The sequence below is a fragment of the Microbacterium sp. UCD-TDU genome, assembly GCF_000340625.1.
Lineage (GTDB): Bacteria > Actinomycetota > Actinomycetes > Actinomycetales > Microbacteriaceae > Microbacterium > Microbacterium maritypicum.
On record NZ_AOSO01000005.1, the window covers coordinates 389,239 to 405,061 of the forward strand.

General features: G+C 69.4%; 15 protein-coding genes. 3 read left to right on the top strand and 12 right to left on the bottom strand.

Annotated features, from left to right (window positions below; all coding sequences use genetic code 11):
* Positions 1-19 precede the first annotated feature (19 nt).
* Genes D514_RS21850 through D514_RS21860 form a run of 3 tightly spaced genes read right to left on the bottom strand, consistent with a single transcriptional unit; the run spans position 20 to position 3,986 of the window.
* Positions 20-1,663, bottom strand: a complete 1,644-nt coding sequence (locus D514_RS21850) for an amidohydrolase (protein WP_017828399.1) — start codon at positions 1,661-1,663, stop codon at positions 20-22.
* Position 1,664: 1 nt separating this feature from the next.
* The gene (locus D514_RS21855; RefSeq protein ID WP_017828400.1) at positions 1,665-2,504 is read right to left on the bottom strand and encodes a molybdenum cofactor biosynthesis F family protein; all 840 of its coding nucleotides are present in this window, start codon (positions 2,502-2,504) and stop codon (positions 1,665-1,667) included.
* Between the two features lie 27 nt (positions 2,505-2,531).
* Complete coding sequence (locus tag D514_RS21860; protein ID WP_017828401.1) at positions 2,532-3,986, bottom strand: APC family permease; 1,455 nt, start codon at positions 3,984-3,986, stop codon at positions 2,532-2,534.
* A 245-nt stretch (positions 3,987-4,231) separates the two neighbouring features.
* Between D514_RS21860 and D514_RS21865 the strand changes: the two genes are divergently transcribed.
* Together D514_RS21865 and D514_RS21870 are read left to right on the top strand one after the other, a co-directional pair.
* On the top strand, positions 4,232-4,999 hold the full coding sequence (locus D514_RS21865) for an SDR family NAD(P)-dependent oxidoreductase (protein WP_017828402.1): 768 nt from the start codon (positions 4,232-4,234) through the stop codon (positions 4,997-4,999).
* A gap of 60 nt (positions 5,000-5,059) precedes the next feature.
* Entirely contained in the window at positions 5,060-5,875 is an 816-nt protein-coding gene (locus tag D514_RS21870; protein WP_017828403.1) for an SDR family NAD(P)-dependent oxidoreductase, read from the top strand.
* 28 nt (positions 5,876-5,903) lie between these two features.
* Here D514_RS21870 and D514_RS21875 read toward each other — a convergent pair whose 3' ends face one another.
* The 8 genes from D514_RS21875 to D514_RS21910 all read right to left on the bottom strand — a co-directional run bounded on the left by D514_RS21875 (position 5,904) and on the right by D514_RS21910 (position 13,580).
* Positions 5,904-6,554, bottom strand: a complete 651-nt coding sequence (locus D514_RS21875) for an HAD-IA family hydrolase (protein WP_017828404.1) — start codon at positions 6,552-6,554, stop codon at positions 5,904-5,906.
* Between the two features lie 45 nt (positions 6,555-6,599).
* Positions 6,600-7,292 carry an ABC transporter ATP-binding protein gene (locus D514_RS21880; protein ID WP_017828405.1) on the bottom strand — a complete coding sequence of 231 codons (693 nt, stop codon included), beginning with the start codon at positions 7,290-7,292 and terminating at the stop codon, positions 6,600-6,602.
* Entirely contained in the window at positions 7,289-9,061 is a 1,773-nt protein-coding gene (locus tag D514_RS21885; RefSeq protein ID WP_017828406.1) for an ATP-binding cassette domain-containing protein, read from the bottom strand. Before D514_RS21885 ends, D514_RS21880 begins: the two co-directional genes overlap by 4 nt.
* Positions 9,048-9,908 carry a branched-chain amino acid ABC transporter permease gene (locus tag D514_RS21890; RefSeq protein WP_017828407.1) on the bottom strand — a complete coding sequence of 287 codons (861 nt, stop codon included), beginning with the start codon at positions 9,906-9,908 and terminating at the stop codon, positions 9,048-9,050. Before D514_RS21890 ends, D514_RS21885 begins: the two co-directional genes overlap by 14 nt.
* 79 nt (positions 9,909-9,987) lie before the next feature.
* Entirely contained in the window at positions 9,988-11,160 is a 1,173-nt protein-coding gene (locus tag D514_RS21895; RefSeq protein ID WP_017828408.1) for an ABC transporter substrate-binding protein, read from the bottom strand.
* A gap of 81 nt (positions 11,161-11,241) precedes the next feature.
* Positions 11,242-11,631: a nuclear transport factor 2 family protein gene (locus tag D514_RS21900; RefSeq protein WP_017828409.1), complete on the bottom strand. Its 390-nt coding sequence runs from the start codon at positions 11,629-11,631 to the stop codon at positions 11,242-11,244.
* Between the two features lie 24 nt (positions 11,632-11,655).
* Positions 11,656-12,444 (bottom strand): MoaF C-terminal domain-containing protein, encoded by a 789-nt coding sequence (locus tag D514_RS21905; RefSeq protein ID WP_017828410.1) that lies wholly within the window; start codon positions 12,442-12,444, stop codon positions 11,656-11,658.
* A gap of 179 nt (positions 12,445-12,623) precedes the next feature.
* Positions 12,624-13,580, bottom strand: coding sequence for a helix-turn-helix domain-containing protein (locus tag D514_RS21910; protein WP_017828411.1), 957 nt, complete (start codon positions 13,578-13,580; stop codon positions 12,624-12,626).
* A gap of 114 nt (positions 13,581-13,694) precedes the next feature.
* Between D514_RS21910 and D514_RS21915 the strand changes: the two genes are divergently transcribed.
* A complete protein-coding gene (locus tag D514_RS21915; protein WP_017828412.1) occupies positions 13,695-14,810 on the top strand; it encodes a DUF998 domain-containing protein in 1,116 nt (371 codons plus the stop codon).
* 16 nt (positions 14,811-14,826) lie between these two features.
* Here D514_RS21915 and D514_RS21920 read toward each other — a convergent pair whose 3' ends face one another.
* Positions 14,827-15,753, bottom strand: coding sequence for a spermidine synthase (locus tag D514_RS21920; protein ID WP_144052913.1), 927 nt, complete (start codon positions 15,751-15,753; stop codon positions 14,827-14,829).
* Positions 15,754-15,823 lie beyond the last annotated feature (70 nt).

Sequence of the window (15,823 nt, forward strand, 5' to 3'; positions counted from 1 at the left end):
CGGCGCGCCGCATCCCCGATCAGTCTCCGTGCACACGGCGGCCGGCGAACCACGTCGACACGACCGGGGTGCGCACGATCTCATCGGCGGGCCCGGCGATCGCATCACGCGCGAGCACGACGAAGTCGGCCGACTTCCCGGGGGTGAGGGAGCCGGTCTCGGCGCCGAGGCCCATCGCGGTCGCCGCGTTGATCGTGAAGACCTCCAGCGCCTCCTCGGCCGTGATGGCCTGTTCCGGCCAGAGCGTTCCCGGAGCGCGGCCGAGAGGATCGGCTCTGGTCACCAGGCCCTGCAGTCCCTCCAGGGTGTTCGGGGACTCGCTCACCGGCCAGTCGCTGCCGCCGGCGACCAGCGCTCCGGCGTCGAGCAGCGCGCGGTTGGGCTGAGAGTGCTCGGCCCGATCGCCGAGCACGTCGGCGAGGGCCTGCGGGATCACTCCCGGGTACCAGATGAACGGGGAGATGTCGGCGGAGACGTTCAGCGCCGCCAGACGAGGGATGTCGGAGTCGGCGAGGAACTGGCCGTGCGCGATCTGCACGGGCGTGGTGAAGCCCTCCGAGCGCAGCCGCTGCGCGGCATCGAGAACCAGGCGGGCCGAGCCGTCTCCCGTGCAGTGCACCTTGGCCCCGAGTCCCCGCTCGGCGACGGCGCGCAGCCACCCGGTGAGCTCGTCCAGGCTCATGGTCGTCTCGCCGTGGAAGTGCGCACCGTGGGCTGCGTCGGCCGGATAGGGGTCGAGGAATGCGGCCGTGTGCGCCGGCGGAACGCCGTCGAGGAAGATCTTCACGAAGTCGGGACGATGATGCCGGGAGCGGAACTCCTCTCCGCGGTCGAGGAGAGCAGCGCCGATCGGGTCGAAGCCGAAGATCTCGTCGTTGATCAGCAGGGACGACACGACCCAGGCGTGCAGCTCGTCGGCGCCGTCGAGATCGGCGAGCGCGCGGAGGATGTCCACCGAGACACCCGCATCCTGGAACGTCGTGACGCCGTAGGAGTTGAGGATCTCGACGCCGCGCCGTGAGGCCGCCGCGTGCTGCTGCGACGTGAGGCCGCCCGTACGGTCGTACGCCTCCTGCACGGGGATCCCCGCGGCCTCCAGCAGCACGCCGGAGGGCGTGCCGTCGTCGGGGTCGAGCAGCGTCACACCCGCGTCGGGAATGCTCTGCGCCGTGATCCCCGCGAGCTCGAGCGCTCGGCTGTTCACCCAGCGGTTGTGACGCGAGTCCTCCATCAACATCACAGGACGCCCTCCGCTCGCCTCGTCCAGACGACGGCGACTGGCGGTGTTCGCGAGGGCCGGCAGCAACGTCGTCGCGACAGCGCCGCCGACGATCCAGGCGTCCTCCGGCAGATCGGCGGCCTTCTCCCGCACCCGGTCGAGCACCTGGTCGAGCGTCGACGACGGAGCGAGCGACAGCTCGAACAGGTCTGTGCGCCCGGCGAGGGCGTGGTGGTTGTGCACGTCGACGAAGCCGGGATACACGGCCGCGTCGCCGACCTCGAGCAGGCGGGTCCTGCGCCCGCGGAGACCCTCCAGGTCGGAGCGCGCCCCGACGGCGAGGATCCGGCCGTCGCGCACGGCGAAGGCCTCGACCACGGGGTTCGCACGGTCGGCCGTGCGGATCACGGAACCGGTGACGATGAGGTCGGCGACGTCGGTCATCTCACACGCCTCCGAAGCTCGCAGGCTCCAGCTCCGGCGCATGCAGCGTCGTGGAGAGCAGGCGTCCGTGGGCGCCGAACGTGAAGTGCGTCGGCACCTCTCCGCTCTCGTCGAGGCCGAACAGCACCCCGTGCGAGCGGATGGCGTTCACGTCGCGGTGGTCGGCGATGGTCACCGACGCGCAGGGGATGACCTTCTCGCGCCAGGCGAACACGTAGATACCGGGGCGGATCTGCCACACGCTGTTCTCGTCGGTGTCGGCGAGCCCGCGCTCGGGGCCGGCGAGGCACTGCCACGAGTACCACCGCGACGACAGGTAGACGTGCTCGTAGGCGTGCTCCTCGCTGTAGACCCACTCGACGCGGCGACCGATGAGCGTGGTCGTGGGAGCGGCCTCGGCTCCGCGCGGTTCGATGCCCTCGATCACGCCGGGGGCGAAGTGGTGCTGCACCCGGGTGCGGCCCTGCTCCGGCGCCGGCAGGATCTCGGAGAGGACAGCCAGAGCGCGTCCCTGACGCAGGTCGAGCACGAGCGAGACGGCCTCGTTCGGCAGATAGCGGTGGTGGAACTGCACGAAGTAGAGCTGCTCGTCGACCTCGAACGCCTCGTAGTCGTCGGTGTCGGATGCGGCGTCGGTGTCGTCCTCCGCTCCCGGGTGGTAGTCCCAGGTGACGGTGGACTCGGCGAATCGGTGCACGATGCGGGTGCCGCGCCCGTCGACGACCGTGACCTCGGTGCCGCTCAGCGCGGTGGAGTGGGGGGCCTTGTTGGCGTCGAAGCCGGGAGCGAGCCCCTCCAGCGGCAACCAGGTCGAGGTGTCGGCGGGGTTCAGCGTGGTCATGGGTTCTCCTTAGGTGGGGGAGCCGGTTCAGCGGTGGCTGAACTTCTCCAGGTCGGTGGCGAGGCCCTCGTAGACGGCCGGCTTGGTGCGCTTCAGGTAGGCGCCGTACCCGATGCCGCCGATGAGGGCGACGACGAGGAGCAGGGGCATCAGACGGATGGCGAGCTCCTCCGATCCGGCGACGATGTTGAAGTTCACCACTGCGAGGACCGAGATCGCGGCGATGCCGAGGAAGCCGATGCCGGGGGCGATGAACGTGCTCCACCACCGCGGGTCCTGGCGCCGACGGAAGTACACCACGATCGAGATCGCGGCCAGACCCTGCAGGATGAGCACGCTCAGGGTGCCGAATCCCAGCATGGCGGGGACGAGCGTGAGGATCGGGTCCGCGCCGGCGAGAGCGAAGATGATCGACACGACGGCGGCGAACCCGGCCTGCACGATCCCCGCCAGCTGCGGGGCGCCGTTGGGGCGGGTGCGCGCCAGAGCCTGCGGGAGGATCTTCGCCCGTCCCAGCGAGTACAGATACCGGGTGGCCGAGTTGTGGAACGCGAGCATGGCGGCGAACAGGCTCACCAGCAGCAGGATCATCATCACGGTCGTGAGCGGGCCACCCAGGTACTGCTGCGAGATGGAGAAGATCAGGTCGCCGGTGGGCAGGTGCTCCAGCGCCGTGGCCTGGGCCTGCGCCACACCGGTCGCGCTCACCACCGCCCACGTGGTGACGCCCAGGATGACGCCGATCGCGATGATCGAGGTGTAGGTCGCCCGGGGGATCGTGCGCAGTGGCTGCTTGGCCTCCTCGCTGAACAGCGCCGTCGCCTCGAAGCCGAGGAATCCGGTCGCCGCCAGCAGCAGGCCGATCGGCAGCGATCCGGAGAACACGGCCTCGGGGCTGAACGCCGAGACGTCGTAGCCGGTCTGCACGAGGACCGAGATGTCGAACACCACGAGCATCAGCACCTCGAGCACGAGGCAGACCCCGAGGATCTTCGAGCTGAAGTCGACGCCGACCCTGGCCAGCACGAAGCACACGACGATGGAGAGCAGACCCCACACGAGCCAGTGCACGTCGAGGCCGGTGAGATCGCGGATGATCGTCTGCATGAAGAACCCGCTGGTTCCGATCGTGCCGACGACGAAGAAGTTGTAGCCGAGCGTCGCGATCAGACCCGCGATCAGCCCGCCGGTGCGACCGAGTCCCTTCACGACGAAGGCGTAGAAGCCTCCCGCGTTCACGAGCTGCTTCGACATCTGGGCGTAGCCGATCGCGAACAGCAGCAGGATCGCCGCCACCAGGAAGAACGACACGGGCGTGCCGCCGCCATTGCCCAGCGCGATCGCGAGCGACGCCACGACCACGATGCCGGTCAGCGGGGCGACAGCGGCGAGGACGAGGAAGACGATCCCGGCGACGCCGAGGGCGCCGGGTCGGAGAGAGGTGTGCGTGTGCGTCGTGGACGCGGATGTCGGGTCTGCCACGTCGGCTCCTTTGCTGGGTGACGGCCGTGCGGACACGGCATCGACGACGAGGGGGATCGTCGATAGAGCGAGTCTGCTCGTGCTGTCGGCGGTGCGCTTGACCGTGAGGGAAAGACGATGGTGTCAGCGTGCACAGCCCGCTCCGGTGCTTTCGACACCGCACCGGCGGGGGAGCAGGATGGCCGTGATGACACCGCCGTCCTCCTGCCGCACCGCCGGTGCAGCGACGGCCTGCGAAGGACGAGATGGATCTGCAGCTGCACGCCAGGACGGTCCTGATCACGGGCGCCGGGAGCGGCATCGGCCGCGCCACAGCCTGCCTCCTGGCGCAGGAGGGCGCCCGCGTGGCGCTGCTCGATCGTGACCGTGCCGCCCTGGACGCCACCGCCGACGTGGTGCGGGCATCGGCCGGGTCGGCGCAGGAGACGGTTCGCGTCGTCGCCGACGTCACCGATGAGGAGCAGGTGCGCGCAGCCGTGTCCGCCGCGGTCGCTGCCCTTGGTGGACTGGATCACGTCGTGTGCTGCGCGGGGGTGTCCGGTCCGGTCGGTTCACCGATCGAGGACACCGACCTCGCCGACTGGAACGCCGTGCTCGCGGTCAACGTGACGGGACCGTTCCTGGTGCTCAAGCACGCGCTCCCCGCTCTGCGCCTCGCTGTCGACGCCTCCGTCGTCCTGCTCGCCAGCGATTCGGCCTCCGTCGCCTCTCCCGGGATGGCGCCGTACTGCGCGTCGAAGGCGGCGCTCGTGCAGTTCGGACGTGCGCTGTCGGTCGATCTCGCAGGCGCCGGGATCCGTGTGAACTCGGTCGCTCCGTCGATCGTCGACACGCCGATGAGTCGCGGCGACCTGGGCGAGGCCGCCCTCGACGAGCCGGCGTTCCCCGTGCAGACGGCGCACGAGGTGGCCGCGCACGTGGCCTACCTGCTCTCACCGCATTCCCGAGCCGTGAACGGCACGACCCTGATCAGCGACTTCGGGTACACAGCCCGGTCGGGATTCCCCGCCTGACGCGACCGCGTCAGCGAAGACCACGCGCACACGCGCGTCGGAGAGAACACAGGAGAAGACATGGGACTCGTGGTCGGATCGAGCGTCTCGGGGCGCGTCGTCGTCATCACCGGAGGGGGCACCGGCATCGGCGCCGCGATCGCCGAGCGCTACGCGGCGGAGGGGGCGCACGTCGTGGTCGTCGGCAGGAGGGCGGCGCCCCTGCAGGAGGTCGAGCGGGCGGTCGGCGCGGTGCCCGTCATCGCGGATGCAGCGGACACCGCCTCGGCGAACGCGGCGGTCGCCGAGGTGCTGGCCCGGTTCGGGCGCATCGACGTGCTGGTCGCGAACGCCGGGGGCCACGGGTTCTCACCGGTCGGTGACACCGACGATGCGAGCTGGGAGGCCGCGATCCGCGCGAACCTCACCACCGCGTTCACGATGGCGAGGGAGGCCCTTCCCGCCCTGATCGAGGCGAAGGGGCAGATCGTGATCGTCTCCTCGCTGGCCGGGCTCTTCGCCGGTCCATCGGTGGCCGGCTACACGGTGGGCAAGCACGCCCTGATCGGCCTGACCCGCACTCTCGCGCGCGACTACGGTCGGCACGGCGTCCGGGTCAATGCGATCTGTCCCGGCTGGGTGCAGACACCCATGGCCGACGACGAGATGGACGAGTTCGCCTCGCACGCGGGTCTCGGATCGCGCGAGGAGGCGTACGCCGCGGTGACCGCCGACGTGCCGCTGCGGCGCCCGGCCCGCCCGTCCGAGATCGCCTCGGTGGTGCGCTTCCTCGGCTCAGGGGAGTCGTCCTACATCACGGGCGCCGTCATCGTGGCGGACGGCGGCTCTCACGTGGTCGATGTGCCCACGATCGCGTTCGATCACGCGGGGATGTAGTCGTCGGCGCCGCTCACGCGCGGGGGTCTCAGCCGATCGTGAGCGTGAATCCGTCGCCATCGGCGTCGATCTTCACCTGCGTCAGATCATCGACGAGGAAGGTGGGCTCGTGCGCCGTGGCGTGCGGTCCGACCCCGATCACGCGCATCCCGGCCGCGAGCCCCGCGCGGATGCCGGCCCCGGAGTCCTCGAACACGACGCAGTCGGCGGGGGCGACTCCCAGCAGCTCTGCGCCCCGGAGGAAGCCTTCCGGGTCGGGCTTGGATGCGGAGACGTTCTCCGCGGTGACCGCGAGGGTGGGGACGGCGAGCCCGGCCTGGCGCATCCGTGCCGTCATGAGGGCGACGTTCGCCGAGGTGACGATGGCATGCGGGAACGGCTCGAGGGTGCGCAGCAGAGCGTCCGCTCCGGGGATCATGATGACGCCGTCCACGTCTTCCGCCTCGTTCGCGAGCATGACGTCGTTCTCGCGCAGGTTGATCGCGTGGTCGCGTTCGGGCAGCATGATCGCCATGCTCTGGTGCCCCTGGCGGCCGTGCACCACGCTCAGCACCGTCTCCGGTGCGATCCCGTGCGGCTCCGCCCACGCGAGCCAGAGCCGTTCGACGACCGACGTCGAGTCGACGAGGGTGCCGTCCATGTCGAGGAGGGCGGCGCGGGCGTGGATGATCTCGGTCACCCCTTCAGGCTAACCCCACGAACGCTCAGGGAGAGGACGCGGCGCTCAGCCGCCGAGGTAGGCGCGGTGCAGCAGCTCGGGGTCGGCCTGCAGCGCCTTCGCCGTCCCCTGGAAGGAGACGCGCCCTCCGGCGACGACCACCGCTTCCTCGGCCAGTCCGAGGGCGAGCTGGGTGAACTGCTCGACCAACAGTACGCCGACACCGGACTCGGCGATCGACTGCACGATCGGCATCAGCCGCAGGAACACCACGGGGGCGAGCCCGAGCGACATCTCGTCGATGAGCAGGATGCGGGGTTTCGCGGCGAAGGCGCGGGCGAGCACGACCATCTGCTGCTCCCCGCCCGACAGCAGGGCGGTGGGTGCGTCGATGCGCTTCTCGAGCTCGGGGAACTGCGCCAGCACCGCGTCGAACTCCGACGGGGTGCGTGCGGTGAGTGAGATGTTCTCGCGCACCGTCAGCGAGGGGAACACCGCTCGCCCCTGCTCGATGTGCACGATGCCGCGGCGCGCCCGCGCCACGCGCGAGAGCTTGTCGATCGGATCTCCATCCAGGATGATCGTGCCGGCGGAGTGGGGCGTCACCCCCGACACCGACTCGATCAGACTCGTCTTGCCCGCGCCGTTGGGACCGACCAGCGCCAGCACCTCTCCTCCGGCGACCCGCAGCGAGACGTCGGAGATCACGGGTCCGGCGCCGCGGCTCACCGTCACGGCGTCCAGTACGAGTTCGCTCATGTCAGAAGCTCCGTCTCTCCCATGTACGCCTTCACGACGTCGGGGTTCGCGAGGACCTCGGCCTGCGGTCCGCTCGCCAGCACTCGACCGAAGTCGAGCACGGTCAGGGTGGGGCATACGGAACGGACGAGATCGAGGTCGTGCTCGATGATGATCAGGGCGACGCCGTAGCGTGCCGGCAGGTCGCGCAGCCGCGCCGCGAGCGCCAGGTGCTCCTCGTGCGAGAGGCCGGCGGCGGGTTCGTCGAGGATGAGCAGACGCGGACGGGCGGCCACGTTCGCGGCGACCTCCACCAGTCGACGCGTACCCACATCGACGCTGGAGAGGCGCGCGCGCGAGGACGGGCATCCGAAGAACGTGAGCACCTCATCGATGTCGGAGGTCGCCAGGCGGCGCCGGGCTACGAAGCGCACGTAGGCGCCGACCGTGAGAGCGGGCGGAACCCTGTCCTGCTGGAAGGTGCGCCGCAGACCCCGTCGTGCGCGCCGGGTGGGGGAGAGCCCCGCCAGATCACGGTCGCCCAGCAGCACGCGCCCGCCGTGCTTCGGCAGGAACCCGCTGATCGCATCGACGAAGGTCGACTTGCCGGCTCCGTTGGGTCCGATCAAGCCCATGATCGATGCGGCCGGCACGTGGAACGAGACGTCGTCCAGTGCCTTCAGAGCGCCGAACTGCACCGTGAGCCCTTCCACGGTGAGCACGGGCGCGCCGCTCAGAGCAGCCTCGTCGACCGTCGCGGTGGTGGTCGTGGTGATGGCGGCCTCGTCTGCGCCGGCATCGGGCGGCAGGGCGGTGAGCTGCGCGTTCGCTGTTCGCCGGTCCGCGCGGCGGTAGAGCAGGTTGCGGATGCCCTGACCCAGGTTGGTACCGCTGGTGAGAGCCTGCACGCCGAGCACTCCGAAGACGACGAAGCCCCAGTCCTGCGGGATGCCCCAGCGCTTGAGGAGTTCGGGCACCAGCACCCACAGCAGGCCGCCGAAGATCGCCATGTCGATCAGGTGGGCTCCCGACATGATGGCCAGCACGTAGAGGGCGAGGGACTGCAGAGGCGTGAAACTCGATGCGAACGGCAGCTGCACCTGTCCGGCGAGCAGCCCGCCGGAGATGCCGCCGAGGGCCGCCGACACCGCGAAGGCGGTCAGCTTGGCCGTCTGCACGCTCTGGCCCGCAGCGGCCGTTCCGCGCTCGGAGAACGCGACGGCCTTCCAGCTCGACCCCCAGCGGCCGCGCTGCAGGAAGAACACCCCGAGTGCGCAGACCGCCAGCACCACGATGGAGAGGAAGAAGAACTGCCGGTCGTTCGAGAACATCGCTGGCCGCTCGATGGCGGTGCCCTCGGAGGAGCCGGGGAACTGGATCTGCACCAGGGTGACATCGGCGGCCGCGGCGAATCCGAGGGTCACGACCGCGAGGTTCACACCGCGCAGGCGCAGAGCGGGAAGCCCGACGAGGATGCCGACGAGACCGGCGGCGATGCCGCCCAGCACAAGCCACACGATGAACCCGCCCGGCGCCTGCATCACGTTCAGCAGCGACACGATCCACGCGCCGACGGCGGCGAAGGTGAGCTGGCACAGCGCGATCATTCCCGCGGAGCCGGTCACGATGCCCAACCCGAGGATCGCGATCGCGGCGGTGACCGCGCTGATCGCGAGGAAGACGAAGTATCCCGGCAGGGCCGAGCTGAGGATCGCGCCGACCCCGATGCCGGCGAGGGCGACGGCGAACGGCCATGTGACGCGGAACCACGAGCGGTCAGCGAGCGGCATCCCACACCTCCTTGCGCTGCGTCCACAACAGGAGGACGACGATGAACAGGAACGGGAGGAAGTTGCGCACCAGCGCCACCTCGTCGATCTGGGCGACGAGTCCGCCCAGCACCCCCAGGACGAGTCCGCCGACGACAGCCAGGTCGAGGCGGCGGAAGCCGCCGAGCAGCGCGGCTGCCGCGGCGGGGACGATGAGCATCGACAGGCTGGTGGCGTCGTTGGACTGCGACGGCGCCACGATGATGATCGCGATCGCGCTGATCACCCCCGTGACGAACCACACCGCGATCGAGAGCGGTCGGGAGCGGATGCCGAGCAGTTCCGCCGTCGTCGGACGCTCGGAGAGGGCGCGCAGCTGCGTTCCCACCCTGGTGCGCCGCAGGACGATCCGGACGGCGACCGCGGTCACGATCGCCATAGCGACCGTCGCGACGGTGACCTGGCTGACCACGACGCCGCCGATCGAGAACGCGGGACCGGCGATGATCGGAGCGAACGGCTGCGGCTTGTTGCCGAACAGGATGAACGACATCGAGATCAGCAGCAGGAGCGGTCCGACCGTCATCGCCGAGCGGGTGGTCGTCGATGCCTCGGACAACCATGTCGCCGCGATGAAACCGATCGCCGCGGCGAGGAGGCCTGCCACGAGCACACCGAGCACGGAGCCGGCCCAGATGGGCAGTCCGAGCTCGCGCACCAACCAGACGGCCGTGAAGCCGCCGAACATGCCGGTCGCAGCCTGGGCGAAGTTCACGACCCGCACCAGACGCGACATGAGCGTCAGGCACACGCCGAGAACCGCGTAGAGGCCGCCGGCGGCGAGTCCGGCGATGGCGCCTTGCAGCATGGGGCGTCCTTTCTGTTCCGTGGGGGAGGGGGAAGGGCCTGCCGCCGGTAATGCGCCCGGCGGCAGGCGGTCTGTGGGGTTACTCGCCGATGCGGAGCCAGTCGTCGGCGACCTGCTCCCAGGCGTGGGTGCCGGACTTGAGGATGATCGGCCAGCCCGCGGTGTTCTGCGTGCCGAACGCGTAGGGCGTGCCGACCATCGGGTTCTCGATGGGCTCCATGCTCTTCAGCGCCGCCGACACGCTCTCGCGGGTGATGTCGCCGTCGATGCCCTTCAGCACCTCGATGAAGTAGGTCGCCGCGAGGTAGCCGCCCTGGCTGAACGAGGTGAGCGGGATGTCGTTGTCCTCCATCAGCGTGCGCCAGTCGGCGTTGATCTCGCTGTCGTCGGTGAACGGGTAGAACTCGGCGGGCACGTAGATACCGGCGCCCGCGTCATCGATCGCCTCGGCGAAGTTCTCGCTGTAGACGCTCGTCAGGTACAGCCAGGTCACGTCGTCCCAGCCCTGTGCGTTGGCGGCTTTGACCTGTCCGATCGCGTCGGGCTCGACCGGGTTGATCGCGAGGGCCTTGCAGCCGGCCTCGCGCGCCTTGACGATGTAGGGGGTGTAGTCGGATGCGCCGTACGGGACCGTGTCGTCGACGTACTTCGGCTCCTTGCCGGTGATCTCGGACCACTTGTCGATCGCGGCCTGGTAGGTCGGACGGGTGGAGCCGGCGATCTCGAGCAGGATGCAGATGTCGTCGAGCCCGAGCACCTCCGACCCGTACTGCAGTGTGAGGGTCATGTCGTTGAAGGGGCCGACATTGGCGGGCGAGATGTTCTCGCTGTCGAAGCACCCCGTGTCCACGCCGATTCCGGGCATCGAGAGGATGCTCTCCTGCTCGTAGTACTTGGCGTTGATCTCGCACTCGATCAGACTCGCGGAGCCGACCAGGGCCACGGCGCCGTCGCTGCCCACCAGCTCCCGGGCCGACGCCGTCGCCGTCGCCGGGTCACCCTTGTCGTCGAGGGTCTTGTAGTCGATCTTGCGCCCGTCGAGTCCGCCGGCGTCGTTGAAGGCGTCGAAGACGGCTGCCGCGGCCTGCGAGGCCTCGGGGAACGTCGCCGGTCCACTGATCGTGTTGATGGACCCGACCACGATCGGGGCGCCTTCGCCTCCGCCGGATCCGCCGTCTCCACCGGCGCAGCCGGCGAGGGCGAGGGCTGCCACGGCGATGAGTGCCGCGGTGCCGGATACTCGCTTGTTCATGTGATTCCTGCCTCTCGTGTTCGGGTGGTGCTGTGTGTTCGGGTGGTGCTGTGCGTTCGGGTGGTGCTGGAGGTGAGGGACTCAGTCGCGCAGGGCGCGAGCCACGAGCTCGGTGTCGGTGAACTGCTCGAATGCGACGACCTCGCCGTCGGTCAGGCGCCAGACATGGGCGACCCGCGCGGTGAAGAACCGCCCGGTGCGCCGGAACGTGCCGGAGTAGGTGCCGATTCCCACGACCACGTCGCCCGCGTCGATGACCTCGTCGATCGCCACGGTGTAGTCATCCCAGTCCTCCTGGATCCGTCGGAAGACGTTCGCGGCGACGGCATCGGGACCGATGTACGTCCCCGCGTAGGGGAAGCCAGCGGCTTCGGTCCACCGCACGTCGGGCGCGAACGGCGCGAGCATCCCGTCGAGGTCGCCGCGGTCGCTCGCCGCGTAGTGCTCGCGGATGATGTCGGCGTTGCCCATGGTGTGTCCTCTTCTCGTCGTCGGTCAGACGGGTTGTGCGTCGGGGTAGGCGACGGACCCGAGCGGATAGATGTGGCCGCCGGCCCGCGAGTGCTCGGAATCGCCGTCGCCGTTGAGTCCGAGGAAGATCCCTGTCGTCATCAGCTGGTAGCCGAGGTCGTGCAGCCAGACGCTCGCGACCGCGATGCGGAACTCGCGGAAGCAGAACAGATACAGTCCGTCGGCGAACTTCCACACCGTCGACAGGTCCATGTCGCCGTGACCGCGCTGCACGCCCTCGAGGCACTGCCACGCGTAGCGTTGGCTCGACACGTACACGTGCTCGTACAGGTGGTGCGGGCTGTAGCGGTAGATGTTGCGCTTGCCGATCAGATCGCGGCTGGGACCGGGGACCTCGCCGGTGACCGGCCCCGCATCCGTCGTCGCCGCCCAGAAGTCCTGGCCGACCTGCGGTGTGCCCTCCACGGCCTCTGCCGCGATGCGTGAGCGGATGACGGTCGCGCGATTCGTGGTGGAGGAGACCACGAGGGTGAGCGCCTCGCGTTCACGGCTCTCGAACGGGATGTTGACGAACACCACGTCGTCGCGCACGCGGACGGCGTCGTAGGGGTCCCGGCCGGAGGTGCCGAGGCCCTCCCACGTCACGGCGTCCTCGTCGAAGCGGAGCGCGAGGGTACCGCCGTCGTCGAGCGTGAGGGTCAGCGACGTTCCGGCCAGCAGGATGCTCGGCAGGCGGAAGGTGTCGATTCCGGCGGCGAACTCGTCGTAGGTGCGCCATTCGTCGAGGGCCGGGTCGGTCGTGATGTCGGTCATGCGGGTCCAGACGTCGCACGCGGCAGGGCCTCTTCGCCCCGGGCACCGCGTCGTCGCGATGCGCTTGCCTCATGCTCCGTCCGGCGCCGCCCGGCGCTCAAGATCGCGGCACCCATCGCGCGCCGAGAGTCAACCGGCGTGCCGTACCGGGCAAGCGGTGGCTCTCGGCGCGCGGCGACTCAGTGCGCCGCGCGGTACTCGCTGGGGGAGATGCCGAACGCCGACTTGAATGCGCGGCTGAAGTGCGCGGCGTCGACGAAGCCCCAGCGGGCGGCGATCGCGGCGACGGGCCGGTCCGCGAGCATGGGGTCGAGCAGGTCGCGCCGGCACTGCTCGAGGCGACGCGTGCGGATCCACGTCGACACCGTGACGCCCTGCTCCTGGAACAGCCCGTGCAGATGGCGGGTGGAGATGAAGTGGGCCGAGGCGATCGTGGCGGGACCGAGGTCGGTCGACGCCAGATTGCGGTCGATGTAGGAGCGGATGCGCTGCACGAGGGCCCGGTGCGGATCTGCCGAGACGCCGTCGAGGCCGAGCTCGCGCGTGAAGACCGTGGAGACGAGGTCGAGGGCGCTGTGGGCCAGGCGGGCTCCCGTGGTGCCGGCGAGTTGGTCGAGGTTGCCGGCGAGCTGCGTCAGGTACGGCACCACCATGCCGCCCAGGCCCTCCTGGCCGGAGATGCGCACGGCGGTGAGCTGGCCGACGACGTCGGGGGGCAGGCTGATGAGGTGCTTCGGGAACATCACGACCATCGTGCGGAACCCCTCGTCGAAGACGAGCGAGTAGGGACGATCGGTGTCGTACACGGCGAGATCACCCGCCTGGAGCACGGCTTCCCGGTCGTCCTGGATGAGCAGACCGGTGCCGGCGAGCATCAGGCTGAGCTTGAAGTACGACCGGTCGCTGCGGGCGATCAGCTCGGGCGTGCGCTCCACGACGTGCGAGGTGGCGCGCACCTCTGTCACATGGACCTCATCGACCGACGCGCCGCGGATGACGCCGCGGAAGTGGTCGGGCCCTGCCGTGGAGACCTGCAGCGGGACGAACGACTCGGAGACCGCGGCGCGGAAATCACTGATGTTGCGCGCGACGAGAGTCGATACCGATTCGGCAGGAGCAGCGGGTGCACCGTTCATGACTGATCACCTCGGGTGGTGGAACGACGACGTTGTATACGATCCGTTCCGTGATGCTACCACCGGCTGCGGCCGAAGTGCTCCGCTCCTATGATGTGGTCGGGAAGGACGACGATGAACGCGCTCGCGAGCAGGGTCATGCAGGTGCTGCGTCAGGTGCGCGGTCCGGAGACGGCGGAGGCCGTCTTCGAGGCGACAGCGCTGATCGTCGGTGCCGGCTTCTTCGTGGCGGGCTTCGTGATCGGACTCCCGGTCTTCTGGGGCCACGAGCTGGCGATCAGCGGCAGCGGGTCGATCGGGGTCTTCGCCGCATACGGTGGCGCGATCACCGCGGTGATCGCCTTCGCCCTCGGACGCGTCGCGGTGCGACCGGCGCAGCCGAACCCGCAGCAGGCACGCGACGGATTCAGCGTGCCGGGGGATCGGCTGCGATGGTACGACCTCACCGCCATCGCCTTCGCCCACGCGGCGATCGCGTATCTGGGCTGGCTCGGCATCGCGGAGCTCCTCGAACGGAGCTTCACCGACGCTCCGGTGTTCCCGTTCCCCGGCGCGATCCTGGTGGCGGTCGCCTTCGCACTGACCGGATACGTCTCGTTCCTCAGCGCCGTCGCCCTCACCCCGATGGTGCTGTCGCTGGTGCTCGCGGTGTTCCTCGTGGTCGGCGCATTCGCCAGCATGCTCGCATCCAGTGACGTGCACTGGTGGCGCGACAACCTCTCGGCCCTGGGGATGAGCACGAACAGCGCATCGGTCGCCTTCAACGTGACGCTCGTCATCGCCGGTGTCATGATCACGACGATCTCCCGGTACGCGACAGCGGGGCTCCCGGCCGAGAGCGCCGACGAGCGTCGTGGGCGTTTCATGGTCCGCGGCGGTCTGATCCTGATGGGGATCTTCCTCGCGTGCGTCGGCATCTTCCCCGTGGACGAGTTCTTCCTCCTGCACAACACCGTCGCGACGGGCATGGCCGTCGTGTTCGGGATCGTCGTGGTCGGACTGCCGTGGTTCCTGCCGACCATCCCTCGCGTGTTCGTGGCCTTCGGATGGATCTACGTGCTGGTGATCGTCCTGCTCGCCGCCTTCTTCGCGGTCGGCTACTACAACCTCACCGCGGTCGAGTTGATCGCGGCCGTGCTGATCTTCAGCTGGATCATCGTCTTCCTGCGCACGGCGGGGTCGGTCACAGCCCCCGCCGTCACGGACGGTGCGTCAGCGGAGGCGAGCTGAGGGAATCCTTCTCGCCCTAGTCCCAGATCGGGTCGTCGGGGTCGGGGGAGTCCGTGCCGTCGGCGTCGGTCATGATGCGCGCTTCGGCGATCCATGACGTCAGGGAATCGTCGTGGAGCATGTGCGGTCGCGGTGAGCCCAGGAGGTCGGGGTCCGTCACGACGTCCAGCGGCTCATCGCTGGCGAAGATGACGACGTTGCCGAGTGGCCCTTCGTCATCTTCCGGTTCTGCATCGAGAACGACCGCGATGTGTTCGAACACGGAGCTCAGCGTGGCCGCCTGTCGTCGTGAGTACTCGAACGGGTGCCCGTCGAGCAGGTTCACCGCCACGATTCCCCCTGCTGCGGAGCGCGCGGCGACGCGGCGGTAGAACTCCTGGCTGGCCACGCGATGCCGGATGACCGCGGCATCCCACAGATCGACGACGGTGAAGCGCGCATCCACCCAATCGGTGTCGACCGCGGTGCTGCCGGATGCCGCCGCGACGAGCGCCGAGGATGGGGATGGCGGCGCCGACGGTCGCTTCCCGTCCAGAAGGTCCGCGTCGGCGACCGCTCGCGCATCGCCGAAGATGACTCGCAGATCAGCACCGGGGGGCAGGGGCAGCGCCGCGATCACCGCGGCATAGAGAGCGGGCTCGAACTCGACCGCGAGCTGAGGCGATCCGGGACGCGTGGCCTCGACGTAACGTGCGAGCGTGAGTGCTCCGGCCCCCAGATGCACGGTGAACAGCGGTGCACCGGGTTCGGCCGCGGCATCGATCGCTCTGGCGATGTGCTGGATGTAGGCGTATTCGAGTGAGGTGGGCTCGGTCATCGAGACGACGGACTGCGGAATCCCATCGACGCTGAGCTCGAAGCGACCGGGTCGCCTCTTCGACTCCATCAGCTTCGCCTTGCGATTGTCGAGCATGAGCGAGAACACCCGTCGATTCCTTGGCACCCGTCGATCCTAGATCGGGCGACGTCGGTCGGAGGTCACCCTGCCGGGCGACGGCGGGCCGGATCCCCGC

What these genes read in the sequence shown, in the direction of transcription:
- D514_RS21850 (WP_017828399.1), bottom strand. Translation starts at nt 1,663, where the DNA reads ATGACCGACGTCGCCGACCTCATCGTCACCGGTTCCGTGATCCGCACG.
- D514_RS21855 (WP_017828400.1), bottom strand. Translation starts at nt 2,504, where the DNA reads ATGACCACGCTGAACCCCGCCGACACCTCGACCTGGTTGCCGCTGGAG.
- D514_RS21865 (WP_017828402.1), top strand. Translation starts at nt 4,232, where the DNA reads ATGGATCTGCAGCTGCACGCCAGGACGGTCCTGATCACGGGCGCCGGG.
- D514_RS21870 (WP_017828403.1), top strand. Translation starts at nt 5,060, where the DNA reads ATGGGACTCGTGGTCGGATCGAGCGTCTCGGGGCGCGTCGTCGTCATC.
- D514_RS21880 (WP_017828405.1), bottom strand. Translation starts at nt 7,292, where the DNA reads ATGAGCGAACTCGTACTGGACGCCGTGACGGTGAGCCGCGGCGCCGGA.
- D514_RS21885 (WP_017828406.1), bottom strand. Translation starts at nt 9,061, where the DNA reads ATGCCGCTCGCTGACCGCTCGTGGTTCCGCGTCACATGGCCGTTCGCC.
- D514_RS21890 (WP_017828407.1), bottom strand. Translation starts at nt 9,908, where the DNA reads ATGCTGCAAGGCGCCATCGCCGGACTCGCCGCCGGCGGCCTCTACGCG.
- D514_RS21895 (WP_017828408.1), bottom strand. Translation starts at nt 11,160, where the DNA reads ATGAACAAGCGAGTATCCGGCACCGCGGCACTCATCGCCGTGGCAGCC.
- D514_RS21900 (WP_017828409.1), bottom strand. Translation starts at nt 11,631, where the DNA reads ATGGGCAACGCCGACATCATCCGCGAGCACTACGCGGCGAGCGACCGC.
- D514_RS21905 (WP_017828410.1), bottom strand. Translation starts at nt 12,444, where the DNA reads ATGACCGACATCACGACCGACCCGGCCCTCGACGAATGGCGCACCTAC.
- D514_RS21910 (WP_017828411.1), bottom strand. Translation starts at nt 13,580, where the DNA reads ATGAACGGTGCACCCGCTGCTCCTGCCGAATCGGTATCGACTCTCGTC.
- D514_RS21915 (WP_017828412.1), top strand. Translation starts at nt 13,695, where the DNA reads ATGAACGCGCTCGCGAGCAGGGTCATGCAGGTGCTGCGTCAGGTGCGC.